This is a genomic window from Bacillus cereus group sp. MYBK95-2 (genome assembly GCF_051915225.1).
In the GTDB taxonomy this organism is placed as follows: Bacteria; Bacillota; Bacilli; order Bacillales; family Bacillaceae_G; genus Bacillus_A; species Bacillus_A cereus.
Genome location: NZ_JBQAEH010000023.1, coordinates 1 through 15,757, shown reverse-complemented (window position 1 = coordinate 15,757; position 15,757 = coordinate 1). Strand labels below are relative to the sequence as shown.

The window sequence follows — 15,757 nt, the reverse complement described above, 5'->3', positions numbered from 1 at the left end:
CGCAGGTTCAAATCCTGTCCCCGCAACCAAATGGTCCCGTGGTGTAGTGGTTAACATGCCTGCCTGTCACGCAGGAGATCGCCGGTTCGACCCCGGTCGGGACCGCCATTTCATATAAAGAAAAGAACGAAACAAGTTGTTTCGTATTTTTTTATTTGTTTTAACAAAAAACTAATAAAGACAGTCAAACTATCCTTAGGACAACTCCTAAGGACTTTTTTATATATTCAAAACCTGTATAATAAAGAGCAGAGAACATTGTGAGTAAAGTAGGTGAAGTCTGTGAGTAAATATGAAGTAACAACAAAATCTTCTGAGGAAACACAAAGGTTATCAGAAAAACTAGGTGAGCTCGTAGAGGCACAAGACGTAATTATTTTAGAAGGAGATCTTGGAGCTGGTAAGACGACTTTTACAAAGGGACTAGCAAAAGGTCTTGGAGTGAAAAGAGTTGTAAATAGTCCTACCTTTAATATCATCAAAGAATATAAAGGAAGATTACCGCTATATCATATGGACGTGTATCGCTTAGCAGAAAGTGAAGAGGACTTAGGCTTTGATGAATATTTCTACGGTGAAGGAATTACGGTAGTAGAATGGGCTCATTTAATAGAAGCATATTTACCGAATGAAAAGTTACAAATTAGTTTATTCCATGCTGGAGATGACACAAGAAAAATTATACTCGAGCCAATTGGAGATCGCTATATTAGATTATGTGAGGAGCTATTACAAGATGAAAGTACTAGCAATTGATACTTCAAATTACGTAATGGGTGTATCCCTTATTGAGGAAGAAAACGTAATTGGGGAAATCATTACAAATTTAACAAAAAACCATTCTGTACGTCTTATGCCAGCTGTAGAGAAACTGTTAAAAGAGTGTGGCGTAAAACCGAAGGAATTAACTAAAATCGTTGTAGCTGCTGGACCTGGATCCTATACAGGTGTTCGTATAGGCGTGACAGCGGCGAAAACATTAGCTTGGTCACTTCAAATACCAATTGTAGGTGTATCAAGTTTAGAGGTAGTAGCTGCAAACGGTGCTAACTTTAACGGGTTAATTTGTCCTCTATTTGATGGAAGACGTGGGCAAATTTATACTGGGTTATATACATATGAAGGAGAGCAGTTAACTTCAATAGAAGAAGACCGAATTATTCTTATTGTAGACTGGTTGCAAATGTTAAAAGATAAAGGACAGCCTGTTTTATTTATCGGTAACGATGTTAAATTGCATAAAGAAACAATTATAGAACATTTAGGTGATCAAGCTGTATTCGCTCCATTTACTAAAAATAACCCAAGACCAAGTGAGCTAGCATTCTTAGGATTACAAAAAGAAGAACAAGATGTGCATACGTTTGTTCCAAGCTATCTTCGTTTAGCTGAAGCTGAAACAAAGTGGTTAGAAAGTCAAAACAAGTAGGAGCTTGCAGAAGATGGATATGATATTTAGAAAGATGGAGCTTGATGATATTGCTCAAATTGTAGCTATTGAAGAAGCGTCTTTTTCAACTCCTTGGACTGCAGATGCCTTTCACCGTGAATTAACGATGAATGAACATGCACATTATATTGTGTTAGAAAAAGATGGTCGTGTAGTCGGGTATTGTGGATTGTGGATAATTATTGATGAATCACATATAACAAATATAGCTATTTTGCCAGAATACCGAGGTCAAAAGTTAGGAGATGCCCTATTGAAAGCAGTTATTTCTGAAGCGAAAGAACTAGGGGTAAAAACAATGACACTTGAAGTACGTGTATCAAATGAAGTAGCAAAGCAGTTATACAGAAAATACGGATTTCAAAATGGTGGGATTCGTAAACGATACTATGCAGACAATCAGGAAGATGGTCTCGTAATGTGGGTGAATATATAATGGAAAAAAATACGATTATACTTGGTATTGAAACAAGTTGTGATGAAACAGCAGTAGCAGTTGTTAAAAATGGAACGGAAATTATTGCGAATGTCGTTGCATCACAAATTGAAAGTCATAAACGTTTTGGCGGCGTTGTACCAGAGATTGCATCCCGTCATCATGTAGAAGAAATTACAGTTGTGTTAGAAGAAGCTTTAAAGGAAGCAAATATCACATTTGATGATATTGATGCAATTGCTGTAACAGAAGGTCCTGGTTTAGTAGGAGCACTTCTAATTGGAGTAAATGCAGCGAAGGCAGTAGCGTTTGCACATGATATTCCGTTAGTCGGTGTTCATCATATTGCTGGTCATATTTATGCGAACCGTTTAGTAAAAGAAGTTCAATTCCCGTTATTATCACTTGTTGTATCTGGTGGGCATACAGAACTTGTTTATATGAAAGAACATGGTTCATTCGAAGTAATTGGTGAAACACGAGACGATGCAGCTGGAGAAGCATATGATAAAGTAGCTCGTACGTTATCTATGCCATATCCAGGTGGTCCTCATATTGATCGCCTTGCACATGAAGGAGAACCGACAATTGATTTGCCTCGTGCATGGCTAGAACCGGATTCGTATGATTTTAGCTTTAGTGGATTGAAATCAGCAGTTATCAACACTGTGCATAACGCAAAACAGCGCGGTATAGAAATTGCACCAGAAGATTTAGCGGCAAGTTTCCAAGAAAGTGTAATAGATGTACTTGTAACGAAAGCAGCTCGTGCAGCAGAAGCTTATAATGTAAAGCAATTACTTCTTGCTGGTGGAGTAGCTGCTAATAAAGGACTTCGTGCGCGATTAGAAGAGGAATTTGCACAAAAAGAAAACATTGAATTAATTATTCCGCCGCTATCTTTATGCACAGATAATGCAGCGATGATTGCAGCGGCAGGGACAATTGCTTATGAACAAGGTAAGCGTGCAACATTAGCCTTAAATGCAAATCCAGGATTAGATATTGAAGCATAGTTATACACATAATTAACCACAGGTTGTGGATAAAACCCATATTATCTGTTGATAATGTGGGTTTTATTGTGTATATAAAATGTTGATAACTTTTTTGTTGACTGTGGATAATGTGGAAAAGTTATTTTGATGTTTATTTTATAAAGGTGGATATGTGTATAAACTTGTGGATAAATAGGTTGATGTCAGACCTTTGAATTTGTTCTTTTTCGGGAAATAAAAAGCAAGAAGATATCCCCGAAAAACATTTTGAAACATCTCCCCATTATAGAAGATGCTAATCTTGTCAATCTTTGTCGTTAAAACGATATTTCGTGTCGAATTGTTAATATATATAGGGTTACAATAGATATATTTAAAAAATCGTTAGTATATTCTAAGTTACGATAGATATATTCAAAAAATTGTTTAAGTACTAAAAAAAGATGTCACATAGTCAAAAATCCTGACTTATGAGACATCTTCCTTATTTAAATATGCTTATACATGCAGCTCTTCCCATTCTGCCATACAAGTTTCAAGTTGTTCTTGTAGCGTTTGCTTTTTAGTTGTAATTTCACTAGCTTTTTCATAATCTGCATATATTTCTGGTAAGCAAAGTTGATCTTCTAACGTAGCAATTTCTTCTTCTAATTCCACTATACTTTGTTCTAGCTCTTCAATTTTTCTAGTGCGTTGACGCTCTAGTTTTTTACGCTCTTTTTCTTCTAAATAATTTAATTTCTCTTGTGCAACCACCTTTTGAACAGGAACGTCACTTTCTTGCTGTTCAAGTTCTGCACGTTCAATCATTTCATTTTTCTTTTCAACGTAGTAATCGTAATCCCCTAAATATTCCTGTGCACCTTCTGTTGATAACTCAACCACAGTCGTTGTTACACGGTTAATAAAGTAGCGGTCATGTGAGACGAATAGAAGAGTCCCTGGGTAATCAATTAAAGCATTCTCCAAAATCTCTTTACTATTTAAATCAAGGTGGTTCGTAGGCTCATCTAGAATTAACAAATTTGACTTTTGCATCATAAGTTTTGCAAGAGCTAATCGAGCTTTTTGTCCACCACTAAGGGAAGATACTGGTTTCAGTACATCATCTCCTGTGAATAAAAAATTCCCAAGTATAGTACGGATTTCTTTTTCCGGTTGCAGTGGATATTCATCCCATAGTTCATTTAAAACCCGTTTAGAAGATGTTAAGTTTGCTTGTTCTTGATCATAATAACCAACAGATACATTTGATCCGAAAGAAACATCACCATTTAATAGTGGTAACTTATTCACAATGGATTTTAACAATGTGGATTTCCCAATTCCGTTTGGACCAACTAAAGCAACACTATCTCCGCGAGTTAAGCGCATAGTTACATGTTCAATTATAGGGTTTTCATCATAGCCGATGGTTGCATCATTTACTTGTAAAACATCATTTCCACTTTGTTTTTCAATATCGAAGTGGAATGATGCTGACTTAGAATCCCCTAATGGTCTCGTTAATAATTCCATTCTGTCTAGTTGTTTACGGCGACTTTGAGCACGTTTCGTTGTAGAAGCGCGAGCTATATTCTTTTGAACGAAGTCCTCAAGTTTTGCGATTTCATCTTGTTGTTTTTCGTAACGTTTCATTTCTTGCTCATATAATGCTGATTTTAAGTCTAAATATTTACTGTAGTTACCAACAAATCGTCTGCTTTCTTTATTCGAAATTTCATATACTTGTGTAACGAGTTTGTCTAAGAAATAACGGTCATGTGAGACGATTAATATTGCGCCAGGATAACCTTGCAAATATTGCTCAAGCCATGTTAATGTTTCGATGTCTAAATGGTTTGTAGGCTCGTCCAAAATAAGTAAGTCTGGTTTTGTTAATAATAATTTCCCGAGAGCTAATCTTGTTTTTTGCCCGCCGCTTAAAGTAGAGATCGTCGTCTGGTGCGTTTCAACTGGGAAGCCAAGGCCGCTTAAAATGGAGCGAATATCCGCTTCATATTGATATCCACCTTGATCTTTATAATTGAGTTGTAGTTGGTCATAATCAGCTAACAATCTTTCATATGTAGCTTCGTTTGAAAAGTTTTCTTCTTTTCCCATTTCTTGCTCAAGCCTTCGAAGTTTTGTCTCCATTTGCTGTAAGTGGGTAAAGACGGTTAGCATTTCATCCCAAATTGTTAAAGACGTTTCTAGTCCAGTATTTTGAGCTAAATATCCGATTGAGACATCTTTCGGTTTTATAATTTCGCCACCATCATGAGATAATTCACCAGCGATAATTTTTAATAATGTAGATTTTCCTGCTCCATTCCTTCCAACTAATGCGATACGATCTTTTGTTTGTACTTCCAATTTTATGTTTGCAAGAATCGTTTCTGCACCGTATAATTTCGAAAGCGCGTTTACTTGTAATAAAATCAATGTTTTCACCTCAAATAATTTCTTAACTTTGCCATGTTTATATTTCTCAATCATACTAAAAATAGTGTATAGTTTAAAATAAAGAGAGAATACTTCTTCTCTTTATTATACAAGGAATTTAATGAGTGCTAAACTTCTGTATTTGATTAAAGTATATGAATAAAGATAGGAAGAGAGGAGAGGTCATATGGATCAGCAAAAGATTCCACAAGCCACTGCTAAAAGATTGCCTCTATACTATCGATTTATCCAAAACTTATCTCTTTCTGGTAAGCAGCGTGTTTCATCGGCCGAATTGAGTGAGGCAGTAAAAGTAGATTCCGCAACAATACGAAGAGATTTTTCGTATTTTGGAGCGTTAGGGAAAAAGGGATATGGATATAACGTAAATTATTTATTATCATTTTTCCGCGAAACACTTGATCAAGATGATATAACACGTGTAGCACTTATTGGAGTAGGTAATTTAGGGACCGCTTTCTTACATTATAATTTCACGAAAAACAATAATACAAAAATTGAAATGGCATTTGATGTTAGTGAAGAGAAAGTTGGAACAGAAATCGGGGGCATTCCTGTATATCATTTAGATGAATTAGAAGAGAGATTATCAAATGATATACAAGTGGCAATATTAACAGTACCGGCTACAGTAGCACAAGCTGTAGCAGATAGATTAGCTGAAACAAGCGTGCACGGTATTTTGAATTTCACACCAGCGCGATTAAACGTATCAGAGAATATTAGAATTCATCATATTGACTTAGCTGTAGAGTTACAAACATTAGTTTACTTTTTGAAAAACTATCCACAATAAAACGCAGAGGAAGCGACCTCTGCGTTTTATTATTGTTTCTTCTTTGTGAATTTAACTAATATAAGGCGAAGTGCCAAATTAAAATCAATTGTTGCCATAACTGCAAATAGTATTGTCCACATATTCCAGATTGTATCTGTCACGTTCGTAATGGCGAAGCGTGTAAAGATACATCCAAGAAGGAAGTATAGTGCAGCCATGAACAATGGTGAGTTTCTCATACAAAAAATCCTCCGATAAAGCCTTGCATTTTTTCAGCTTCTTTAATCATTTCTTGAATTTGTTCATTGCTCATAAAAATTTGCCCAATAGCGACTAATGTATTCATCGCAACATGAGCTGCAATCGGAACGATAATACGTTTCGTCTTCACATATAAGAAGGCGAATACGAGCCCCATAGCAGTGTATACCAATAAGTGAGTAAAATCAAAATGAATTGTTGCGAATACAAGCGAACTAATGATAGCTGCGATAAAGAAGTTAAACTTCTTATAAAGCGTGCCGAATAGAATTTTTCTAAATACGATTTCTTCTAAGATAGGTCCAATTATAGATACAACAATAAGGAACCAAGGTATCGTTCTTGCGATGTCCATCAGTCTGTCTGTATTCTCAGATCCACGTGGAACCCCAAATACATACATTTCAATCATACCTGCAATGGATTGTGAGATGATTGCTAAGAAGAACCCGATAAAAATCCATCCAATAGTAGCTGGAACAGAAGAGCGCATTGGATCTAAATGCCTGTCACGAATATCTGTTCTAAGTAACCAAAGCACGATACATAATGCAATAAAGAAGCTAATGATTGCCCAGTGTCCCGTTATGATTTGTCCTTTTTCTTCAATGGTAAATCCTCTATTATCATAGAGTCCTGTTTTTAGGAGAAGTGGTAATCCAACAACGCCAGATAACTGCATTAAAATGTATGTAACGATAATCCACCAGTATTGTTTCTTCAAATGGTTTAACCATCCTTTCTAACTATAGTGTATGAGATAAGTTAGGATAACATGTAAATATGCTACCTACGATATAAACCTCTTGAATTATGTTTTTTTCGTAAATCCTTATTTGAAATTATAATAGAAGACAGGAGAAAGTTGTATGTGTAGCGAAAACAACTTAGGGTGTCCTTTCATATTGTAACATACGAGCAGTGGAAACAACGATTCATATAGTAAAGGCAGTATTGTATATAGAAAGTTTATATAGTGATTTGCGAAAAAATTATGATTTTTTTACTTGCAAAAGAAATTGAGATTATTTATTATTATAAGTGTGTTAGCACTCGGATGACTTGAGTGCTAATAAAAGAAATTTACATAACAAAATGAGGAGGTTATTGTTCATGCTAAAGCCATTAGGTGATCGCGTTGTAATTGAGCTTGTTCAAGCAGAAGAAAAAACAGCAAGTGGTATCGTATTACCAGATACTGCAAAAGAAAAACCACAAGAGGGTAAAGTTGTTGCAGTAGGTACTGGTCGAGTGCTTGAGAATGGTGAGCGTGTTGCTTTAGAGGTAGCAGCAGGTGATCTTATCATCTTCTCAAAATATGCAGGTACTGAAGTGAAATATGAAGGTACAGACTACTTGATTTTACGTGAAAGTGACATTTTAGCAGTTATCGGTTAATTATATAAATCTTAAAAAATCCAAGGGGGTCAATTATTATGGCAAAAGATATTAAATTTAGTGAAGAAGCACGTCGTTCGATGCTTCGCGGTGTCGACACTCTTGCAAACGCAGTAAAAGTTACGCTTGGACCAAAAGGTCGTAACGTTGTACTTGAGAAAAAATTTGGTTCACCACTTATTACAAATGATGGTGTAACAATCGCAAAAGAAATCGAATTAGAAGATGCATTCGAAAACATGGGTGCGAAATTAGTAGCAGAAGTTGCTAGCAAAACAAATGACGTAGCTGGTGACGGAACAACAACTGCAACTGTATTAGCGCAAGCTATGATTCGTGAAGGTCTTAAAAACGTAACAGCTGGTGCGAACCCAATGGGTCTTCGTAAAGGTATCGAAAAAGCTGTTACTGCTGCAATTGAAGAATTAAAAACGATTTCTAAACCAATCGAAGGCAAATCTTCTATCGCACAAGTAGCTGCTATTTCTGCAGCTGACGAAGAAGTAGGTCAATTAATCGCTGAAGCAATGGAGCGCGTTGGTAACGACGGCGTTATTACTTTAGAAGAGTCTAAAGGATTCACAACAGAATTAGACGTAGTAGAAGGTATGCAATTTGATCGTGGCTATGCATCTCCTTACATGATTACTGATTCTGACAAAATGGAAGCAGTTCTTGATAACCCATATATCTTAATTACTGACAAAAAGATTTCTAACATTCAAGAAATCTTACCAGTATTAGAGCAAGTGGTACAACAAGGTAAACCACTTCTTATCATTGCTGAAGATGTAGAAGGCGAAGCATTAGCTACATTAGTAGTGAACAAACTTCGTGGTACATTCAATGTAGTAGCTGTTAAAGCTCCTGGATTTGGTGACCGTCGTAAAGCAATGCTAGAAGATATCGCAATCTTAACTGGTGGCGAAGTGATCACTGAAGAATTAGGCCGTGACTTAAAATCTGCTACAGTTGAATCTTTAGGACGCGCTGGTAAAGTTGTTGTTACAAAAGAAAACACAACTGTAGTTGAAGGTGTAGGAAGCACAGAACAAATCGAAGCTCGCATCGGTCAAATCCGTGCGCAATTAGAAGAAACAACTTCTGAATTCGATCGTGAAAAATTACAAGAGCGTCTTGCTAAACTAGCAGGTGGCGTAGCAGTAATTAAAGTAGGTGCAGCAACTGAAACTGAGTTAAAAGAGCGCAAACTTCGCATTGAAGATGCACTTAACTCAACTCGTGCAGCAGTAGAAGAAGGTATCGTTGCAGGTGGTGGTACTTCACTTATGAACGTATACACAAAAGTAGCTTCTATCGTAGCTGAAGGCGACGAAGCAACAGGTATCAACATCGTACTTCGTGCACTAGAAGAGCCAGTTCGTCAAATCGCAATCAACGCTGGTCTAGAAGGATCTGTAGTTGTAGAGCGTCTAAAAGGCGAAAAAGTAGGCGTTGGTTTCAACGCAGCTACTGGCGAATGGGTTAACATGCTTGAGTCTGGTATCGTAGATCCAGCTAAAGTAACTCGTTCTGCACTTCAAAACGCAGCATCTGTTGCAGCTATGTTCTTAACAACTGAAGCTGTAGTAGCTGACAAGCCAGAACCAAATGCACCAGCAATGCCTGACATGGGCGGCATGGGCATGGGCGGTATGGGCGGAATGATGTAATTCCGTTTGTCCTAAAAAACATCCATTTCTATATAGAAATGGATGTTTTTTTATGTTTTTTAGAAAAGGAAATGAATTTCTGTAGAATTTTGTCGCTTTCTCTCTTGACCATATTGATACTTCATTGTTAGAATCTAGGAAGATAATATAAAACGATCCTTCATATATCCTCAATGATATGGTTTGAGAGTCTCTACCGGGTTACCGTAAACAACCTGACTATGAAGGCAGTGTGTCTTATATTTATAAAGAGCGGAGACTATCTTTCTTTATAAAGCCAGACCCCTGCCTTTTCTTTGTTATGAGACTAGAGGCGGAGGACTGGCTTTTTTTATTATATTGGTAATGCTTTTCGCCAAATTGGTGAAAATATTTATATACGAGAACTAACGTTGGGGTGATTATTTTGAAGAAACAACACGATACAATTATCGTTTTAGATTTTGGAAGTCAATACAATCAGTTAATAGCACGTCGAATTCGTGAGTTCGGTGTATACAGTGAACTTCATCCACATACAATTACTGCAGAAGAAATTAAAGCAATGAATCCAAAAGGGATTATTTTCTCTGGTGGACCAAATAGTGTATACGGTGAAGGTGCATTACATTGTGATGAAAAAATCTTTGAACTAGGTTTACCAATCTTCGGTATTTGTTACGGTATGCAGCTTATGACGCAACACTTCGGTGGTAAAGTAGAGCGTGCAAATCACCGTGAGTACGGAAAAGCTGTTCTTAAAGTAGAGAACGAATCAAAATTATATGCGAACCTTCCAGAAGAGCAAGTTGTATGGATGAGCCATGGCGACTTAGTAACTGGTTTACCTGAAGGATTCGTAGTAGATGCAACAAGTGAGTCTTGCCCAATTGCTGGTATGAGCAATGAAGCGAAAAACTTATACGGTGTACAATTCCACCCAGAAGTACGTCACTCTGAGCACGGTAACGATTTAATTAAAAACTTCGTATTCGGTGTATGTGGTTGTTCTGAAGGATGGAACATGGAGAACTTTATTGAAGTAGAATTAGAAAAGATTCGTGAAACTGTTGGAGACAAAAAAGTACTATGCGCACTTAGTGGCGGTGTAGACTCTTCTGTTGTAGCAGTATTAATTCATAAAGCAATTGGTGATCAATTAACATGTATTTTCGTTGACCACGGTTTACTTCGTAAAGGTGAAGCAGAAGGCGTTATGAAAACATTTAGCGAAGGCTTCCATATGAACGTTATTAAAGTGGATGCAAGAGACCGCTTCATGGACAAGTTAAAAGGTGTAGAAGATCCAGAACAAAAACGTAAAATCATCGGTAACGAATTCATTTACGTATTTGATGATGAAGCGTCAAAATTACAAGGTATGGACTTCTTAGCGCAAGGTACACTTTACACAGATATCGTTGAGAGTGGTACAGCAACTGCGCAAACAATTAAATCTCACCATAACGTTGGTGGACTTCCAGAAGACATGCAGTTCAAATTAATTGAGCCTTTAAACACGTTATTTAAAGACGAAGTACGTGTATTAGGATCTGAATTAGGAATTCCTGATGAAATCGTATGGCGTCAACCATTCCCAGGACCGGGTCTTGGTATTCGTGTATTAGGTGAAATCACAGAAGAGAAATTAGAAATCGTTCGTGAATCTGATGCGATTTTACGTGAAGAAATTATTAAAGCGGGCTTAGACCGTGAAATCTGGCAATACTTCACTGCGCTTCCTGGTATGCGTAGCGTAGGTGTTATGGGTGACGAGCGTACTTACGATTACACAGTAGGTATCCGTGCGGTAACATCTATCGACGGTATGACAGCTGACTGGGCACGTATCCCTTGGGACGTATTAGAGAAAATCTCTGTACGTATCGTAAACGAAGTAAAACACGTTAACCGTATCGTGTATGATGTAACGAGTAAGCCACCAGCAACTATTGAGTGGGAATAGTATTTATAAAAAGGTCCATCTATTGCTTATGCATAGGTGGATCTTTTTTATTTTGGTGTTAATACGAACGAAACTATAAAAGTTTATAAAAACGTTCGTTTTTAAATTGACAAAACTACTTCGTCGAGTTAATATGATTATGTAATTCAAACAAAAAGTGAATATTATAGCCGTCGTATAATATCGGGGATATGGCCCGAAAGTTTCTACCTAGCTACCGTAAATGGCTTGACTACGAGGCGTTTTTATAAAGGTGAGGGGAATCTTATCTTTATTCATAGAACGCTTCCATGTATATATGCAATGGAAGCCTTTTTTGTTTCTCGGGATAAAAGAGGGCTAGGAGAAATGCGGCGAGTAATCATATAACGGGGGAAACGTAGGATGAAACGCTATTTTCAGTTTGATGAGCTCGGTACGAATTATAAGACTGAGTTCATAGCAGGGTTAACGACATTTCTATCTATGGCTTACGTACTATTTGTCAATCCTGCTACGCTGTCGCTTGGAAATGTTAAAGGGTTACCAGCAGGTACAGGGATGGATCCAGGTGCAGTATTCGTTGCTACGGCATTAGCGGCAGCGATCGGTTCGTTAATTATGGGTATTTTCGCGAAGTATCCAATTGCTTTAGCGCCAGGTATGGGAATTAACGCGTTCTTTGCTTATACAGCAGTGTTAACGATGGGGATTCCATGGCAAACAGCAATTGCCGGAACATTAATGTCAGGTATTATCTTTATTATTCTTACTGCTTCAGGTATTCGTGAAAAAATCATCAATGCAATTCCATCGGAGTTAAAGTTTGCAGTAGCAGCAGGTATCGGATTGTTCATTGCATTTCTTGGATTCCAAAATGCCGGAATTATCGTGAAAAATGATGCAGTTCTTGTTGGGTTGGGGGACTTAACAAAGGGTACAACGTTACTAGCAATCTTCGGGGTTGTTACTACGATCATCTTCATGATTAAGAAAATTAATGGTGCAGTATTTTACGGTATGATTCTTACAGCGATCTTAGGAGTAGCAACAGGATTAATTGATACTCCGAAAGCTGTGGTGGGAGCAATACCGAGTCTAGAACCAACGTTCGGCGTGGCGTTAACGCACTTCGGAGATATTTTCACAGTTCAAATGGGGATTGTTATTATAACGTTCTTCTTTATCGATTTCTTTGATACAGCAGGTACGCTTGTAGCGGTTGCGAATCAAGCAGGATTAATGAAGAACAATAAATTACCACGTGCTGGAAAAGCGTTATTTGCAGATGCGATTGCAACTGTAATTGGTGCGATTCTTGGTACATCAACAACAACGTCTTACATTGAATCGTCTGCAGGGGTAGCAGCAGGAGGACGTTCTGGATTTACAGCAGTTGTAACAGCAGGATTCTTTTTACTGGCACTATTCTTCTCGCCATTACTAAGTGTTGTAACGCCAGCTGTAACGGCGCCGGCTTTAATTATTGTAGGAATCTTGATGGTTTCTTCCTTAGGGGAAATTGATTGGAAGAAATTCGAGATTGCAGTGCCAGCATTCTTTACAATTATCTCTATGCCACTTACGTATAGTATCGCAACTGGGATTGCGATTGGATTTATCTTCTATCCAATTACAATGGTTGTGAGTGGTCGTCGTAAAGAGGTTCATCCGATTATGTATGTTATGGGAGTTTTATTCGTACTATATTTCATCTACGTTCGTAAATAAAAGGGGTTTTTTAAAGGTCTAGACTTAAGGGGAGTCTAGACCTTTTTTGCGTCTTCAGAAAATCTTAAGGATTTCCGAGCGTTTTTCTTCAGAAGTTTTCCTATAATAGAAGTTAGGGATTAAAAAAGTGATGGGGGAGATATTGTGGCACACGAAACAATACTTGTCGTAGATGATGAAAAAGAAATTCGGAATTTAATTACAATCTATTTAAAGAATGAAGGATATAAAGTATTACAAGCAGGAGACGGAGAAGAAGGATTACGTCTATTGGAAGAAAATGAAGTACATCTAGTCGTATTAGATATTATGATGCCGAAAGTGGATGGTATTCATATGTGTATGAAGGTAAGGGAAGCGAAAGAAATGCCTATTATTATGCTTTCTGCCAAAACGCAAGATATGGATAAGATTTTAGGATTAACAACAGGGGCAGATGATTATGTAACGAAGCCGTTTAATCCGTTAGAGCTAATTGCACGAATTAAATCTCAGTTACGCCGTTATATGAAAATGAATGGTTTCGCTATTCAAAATGAGGACGAGTTAGAAATTGGGGAGATGAAAATCAACATCTCGACCCATAAAGTTATTGTAGAGGGAGAAGAAGTGAAACTAACTCCGAGGGAATTTTCAATTTTAGAATTGCTAGCTAGAAATCCAGGTATGGTGTTTAGTGCGGAGCAAATTTATGAAAAGGTGTGGAACGAACGATCTTTCCAGTCTGATAATACTGTAATGGTGCATATTCGAAAAGTGCGTGAAAAGATTGAGGAGAATCCAAGGAAACCTAGATATATAAAAACAGTATGGGGAGTGGGGTATAAGATTGAAAAAGATATTTAATCCGTTTACTTATATAAGGAAAATAAGACAATTAATTGAGAAATTAGTAAAGAGCGTACGAAAGAGTATAAGGATTCAATTGATTACTACTTTTGCTGCTTGTGCGTTATTAGGAGTTTTGTCAGCAAAGGCAGCAGCACCGTTTTTTGAGAATGCGAATCGTCAAGCAACTATCGATTATCGGGCTGGTATGGAACAAATTAATCACCAAGCTCAAGGAGCGGCAAATAGTTCGGTTCATGAAAATAAATTAGAAGCTATATCAAATATGATCGAAATGGAGAACCAAAATTTAGAGCAAGGGTCTAGAGCTTTGAAGATATTGGTTACTGATGAAAGTGGTAAAGTTTTATATAAAACAAAGCAAGCGCAAGAAGAGCAAATCGATTTGCATAATACGATTCGTAATGCAGCATCATTCGCGATTAATTATACAGATGGTAGAAATGTATTTGAAAGTACAAGAAAAGAGTTTATATCTTTTTCACCTATTACTATTGAAGGAAAGAATTTGTACATGTTTGTTAGTGGAATTCCAGAGGGAGAGGTAATATATGATACGCAAGAAGGACCATTCCCGTTTTTAATTGGTGTACTTGTATTCATTTTCTCTTTCTTCTATATAACAAAGAGAAAGATGAAGCAGATTGAAGCAATGGCACAAGGCGTAAAGGAAATAGAAAGAGGTAACTTAGCCTACCGCATTGAGAAAAAAGGTGAAGATGAGATTGCAGCTTTAACGGAGAATATTAATAATATGGCAGAAGAGCTTATGAATAATATAGAAAAGGAACGTAAATTAGAAAAGCAAAAGAATGAGCTTATCACAAATGTATCGCATGATTTGCGTACACCACTTACTTCTATTATGGGTTACTTACGATTACTTCGAGATTCTAAATATGAAAATAAAGAACAACACGATGAGTATACGAGAATTGCTTTTGCAAAGTCGGAGCAGTTAAAAAATTTAATAGAAGATTTATTTGAGTATACGAAGTTAACAAATGAACAAGTTGTATTAGAAAAACAAGAAGTATGTGTAAATGAGTTGCTTGAGCAATTAATAGAAGAGTTAGTACCGCAAGCGGAAGAGCATGGACTTACTTTTGTTAAGAAGTTTCCTGAGGAACGTGCTTATGCATCGATTGATTCGGAAAAGATGGTTCGTGTATTTGATAATTTACTAATGAATGCAATTAAGTATAGTAAAGATGATGGAGAGATAAAAGTTTCTCTTCAAAGGCAGCGTAGGGATATACAAATTGTAATTGCGAATCATAGTGAAGAGTTTACAAGAGAAGAGTTAGCGAATTTGTTTGAACGTTTCTATAAGAAGGATCAATCTCGAAGTAGAGTAACGGAAGGGTCGGGACTCGGTTTAGCGATTGCGAAAAGTATTGTTGAGTTACAAGGTGGTAGTATTCGAGCGGAATATAGGGATGGCACTATTCAAATTATCGTCTCGTTACCAATTATAGAAAAATAATAAATGAATAGAATGATATGTGATAAAAAGGCTTATTTTAAAAGAAATAAGCCTTTTTATATTTTTTATAAAAATATATTGACGATTAGAGCTTAGAGGTGTAATATAGAACAAGTCGCCGATGACATTAACGTCGAAAGCGACAAACGAAATGAAAAACTTAGTTGACATTAACTAACGAAGATGTTAACATAAGGAAGTCGCAAATGAGCGACCTAGTAGTTCTTTGAAAACTGAACGAAACAAACAACGTGAAACGTCAATTTTTATTTTAGATGCTAGACAAACTAACTTTATTGGAGAGTTTGATCCTGGCTCAGGATGAACG

General features: G+C 36.9%; 14 protein-coding genes, 1 tRNA gene and 2 riboswitches. Of the genes, 12 read left to right on the top strand and 3 right to left on the bottom strand.

Going from position 1 to position 15,757, the window contains the following annotated elements:
• Positions 1-32 precede the first annotated feature (32 nt).
• The 5 genes from ACTFN4_RS30075 to tsaD all read left to right on the top strand — a co-directional run bounded on the left by ACTFN4_RS30075 (position 33) and on the right by tsaD (position 2,902).
• Positions 33-108 (top strand) — tRNA-Asp (locus ACTFN4_RS30075).
• 174 nt (positions 109-282) lie between these two features.
• A complete protein-coding gene (gene tsaE / locus ACTFN4_RS30070) occupies positions 283-756 on the top strand; it encodes a tRNA (adenosine(37)-N6)-threonylcarbamoyltransferase complex ATPase subunit type 1 TsaE (protein ID WP_000049642.1) in 474 nt (157 codons plus the stop codon).
• On the top strand, positions 737-1,429 hold the full coding sequence (tsaB, locus tag ACTFN4_RS30065) for a tRNA (adenosine(37)-N6)-threonylcarbamoyltransferase complex dimerization subunit type 1 TsaB (protein ID WP_000865740.1): 693 nt from the start codon (positions 737-739) through the stop codon (positions 1,427-1,429). The genes tsaE and tsaB overlap by 20 nt, the downstream gene beginning before the upstream one ends.
• A 13-nt stretch (positions 1,430-1,442) precedes the next feature.
• Positions 1,443-1,886, top strand: a complete 444-nt coding sequence (rimI, locus tag ACTFN4_RS30060) for a ribosomal protein S18-alanine N-acetyltransferase (RefSeq protein ID WP_000367190.1) — start codon at positions 1,443-1,445, stop codon at positions 1,884-1,886.
• Complete coding sequence (tsaD, locus tag ACTFN4_RS30055) at positions 1,886-2,902, top strand: tRNA (adenosine(37)-N6)-threonylcarbamoyltransferase complex transferase subunit TsaD (protein ID WP_000414585.1); 1,017 nt, start codon at positions 1,886-1,888, stop codon at positions 2,900-2,902. Before rimI ends, tsaD begins: the two co-directional genes overlap by 1 nt.
• A 480-nt stretch (positions 2,903-3,382) precedes the next feature.
• Here tsaD and ACTFN4_RS30050 read toward each other — a convergent pair whose 3' ends face one another.
• Complete coding sequence (locus ACTFN4_RS30050; protein WP_000602146.1) at positions 3,383-5,308, bottom strand: ABC-F family ATP-binding cassette domain-containing protein; 1,926 nt, start codon at positions 5,306-5,308, stop codon at positions 3,383-3,385.
• Between the two features lie 187 nt (positions 5,309-5,495).
• Here ACTFN4_RS30050 and ACTFN4_RS30045 point away from each other — a divergent pair, with 187 nt between their 5' ends.
• Positions 5,496-6,125, top strand: coding sequence for a redox-sensing transcriptional repressor Rex (locus ACTFN4_RS30045; protein ID WP_000372699.1), 630 nt, complete (start codon positions 5,496-5,498; stop codon positions 6,123-6,125).
• Positions 6,126-6,154: 29 nt separating this feature from the next.
• On the opposite strand, the gene ACTFN4_RS30040 is transcribed toward ACTFN4_RS30045, so the two are convergent.
• Together ACTFN4_RS30040 and ACTFN4_RS30035 are read right to left on the bottom strand one after the other, a co-directional pair.
• Positions 6,155-6,346, bottom strand: coding sequence for a YdiK family protein (locus ACTFN4_RS30040; RefSeq protein WP_001246201.1), 192 nt, complete (start codon positions 6,344-6,346; stop codon positions 6,155-6,157).
• Positions 6,343-7,092, bottom strand: a complete 750-nt coding sequence (locus ACTFN4_RS30035) for a CPBP family intramembrane glutamic endopeptidase (RefSeq protein ID WP_000745324.1) — start codon at positions 7,090-7,092, stop codon at positions 6,343-6,345. The genes ACTFN4_RS30040 and ACTFN4_RS30035 overlap by 4 nt, the downstream gene beginning before the upstream one ends.
• A 389-nt stretch (positions 7,093-7,481) precedes the next feature.
• Between ACTFN4_RS30035 and groES the strand changes: the two genes are divergently transcribed.
• From groES to ampS, 6 genes are all read left to right on the top strand, one after another.
• Positions 7,482-7,766 carry a co-chaperone GroES gene (gene groES, locus ACTFN4_RS30030; RefSeq protein ID WP_000917311.1) on the top strand — a complete coding sequence of 95 codons (285 nt, stop codon included), beginning with the start codon at positions 7,482-7,484 and terminating at the stop codon, positions 7,764-7,766.
• Positions 7,767-7,804: 38 nt separating this feature from the next.
• On the top strand, positions 7,805-9,439 hold the full coding sequence (gene groL / locus ACTFN4_RS30025; RefSeq protein WP_001029993.1) for a chaperonin GroEL: 1,635 nt from the start codon (positions 7,805-7,807) through the stop codon (positions 9,437-9,439).
• Between the two features lie 140 nt (positions 9,440-9,579).
• A riboswitch (purine riboswitch) is annotated at positions 9,580-9,681 on the top strand.
• 164 nt (positions 9,682-9,845) lie between these two features.
• Positions 9,846-11,384: a glutamine-hydrolyzing GMP synthase gene (guaA, locus tag ACTFN4_RS30020; protein WP_000743909.1), complete on the top strand. Its 1,539-nt coding sequence runs from the start codon at positions 9,846-9,848 to the stop codon at positions 11,382-11,384.
• 152 nt (positions 11,385-11,536) lie between these two features.
• A riboswitch (purine riboswitch) is annotated at positions 11,537-11,639 on the top strand.
• 129 nt (positions 11,640-11,768) lie between these two features.
• Entirely contained in the window at positions 11,769-13,094 is a 1,326-nt protein-coding gene (locus tag ACTFN4_RS30015) for an NCS2 family permease (protein ID WP_000833082.1), read from the top strand.
• A gap of 144 nt (positions 13,095-13,238) precedes the next feature.
• On the top strand, positions 13,239-13,940 hold the full coding sequence (locus ACTFN4_RS30010) for a response regulator transcription factor (RefSeq protein ID WP_000929885.1): 702 nt from the start codon (positions 13,239-13,241) through the stop codon (positions 13,938-13,940).
• The gene (gene ampS / locus ACTFN4_RS30005) at positions 13,924-15,429 is read left to right on the top strand and encodes an aminopeptidase AmpS (RefSeq protein ID WP_000719224.1); all 1,506 of its coding nucleotides are present in this window, start codon (positions 13,924-13,926) and stop codon (positions 15,427-15,429) included. The genes ACTFN4_RS30010 and ampS overlap by 17 nt, the downstream gene beginning before the upstream one ends.
• The last annotated feature ends 328 nt before the right edge of the window (positions 15,430-15,757 follow it).

Coding starts and splice junctions, on each gene's coding strand:
- tsaB (WP_000865740.1), top strand. CDS start 737: ATGAAAGTACTAGCAATTGATACTTCAAATTACGTAATGGGTGTATCC.
- rimI (WP_000367190.1), top strand. CDS start 1,443: ATGGATATGATATTTAGAAAGATGGAGCTTGATGATATTGCTCAAATT.
- tsaD (WP_000414585.1), top strand. CDS start 1,886: ATGGAAAAAAATACGATTATACTTGGTATTGAAACAAGTTGTGATGAA.
- ACTFN4_RS30045 (WP_000372699.1), top strand. CDS start 5,496: ATGGATCAGCAAAAGATTCCACAAGCCACTGCTAAAAGATTGCCTCTA.
- ACTFN4_RS30040 (WP_001246201.1), bottom strand. CDS start 6,346: ATGAGAAACTCACCATTGTTCATGGCTGCACTATACTTCCTTCTTGGA.
- groES (WP_000917311.1), top strand. CDS start 7,482: ATGCTAAAGCCATTAGGTGATCGCGTTGTAATTGAGCTTGTTCAAGCA.
- groL (WP_001029993.1), top strand. CDS start 7,805: ATGGCAAAAGATATTAAATTTAGTGAAGAAGCACGTCGTTCGATGCTT.
- ACTFN4_RS30015 (WP_000833082.1), top strand. CDS start 11,769: ATGAAACGCTATTTTCAGTTTGATGAGCTCGGTACGAATTATAAGACT.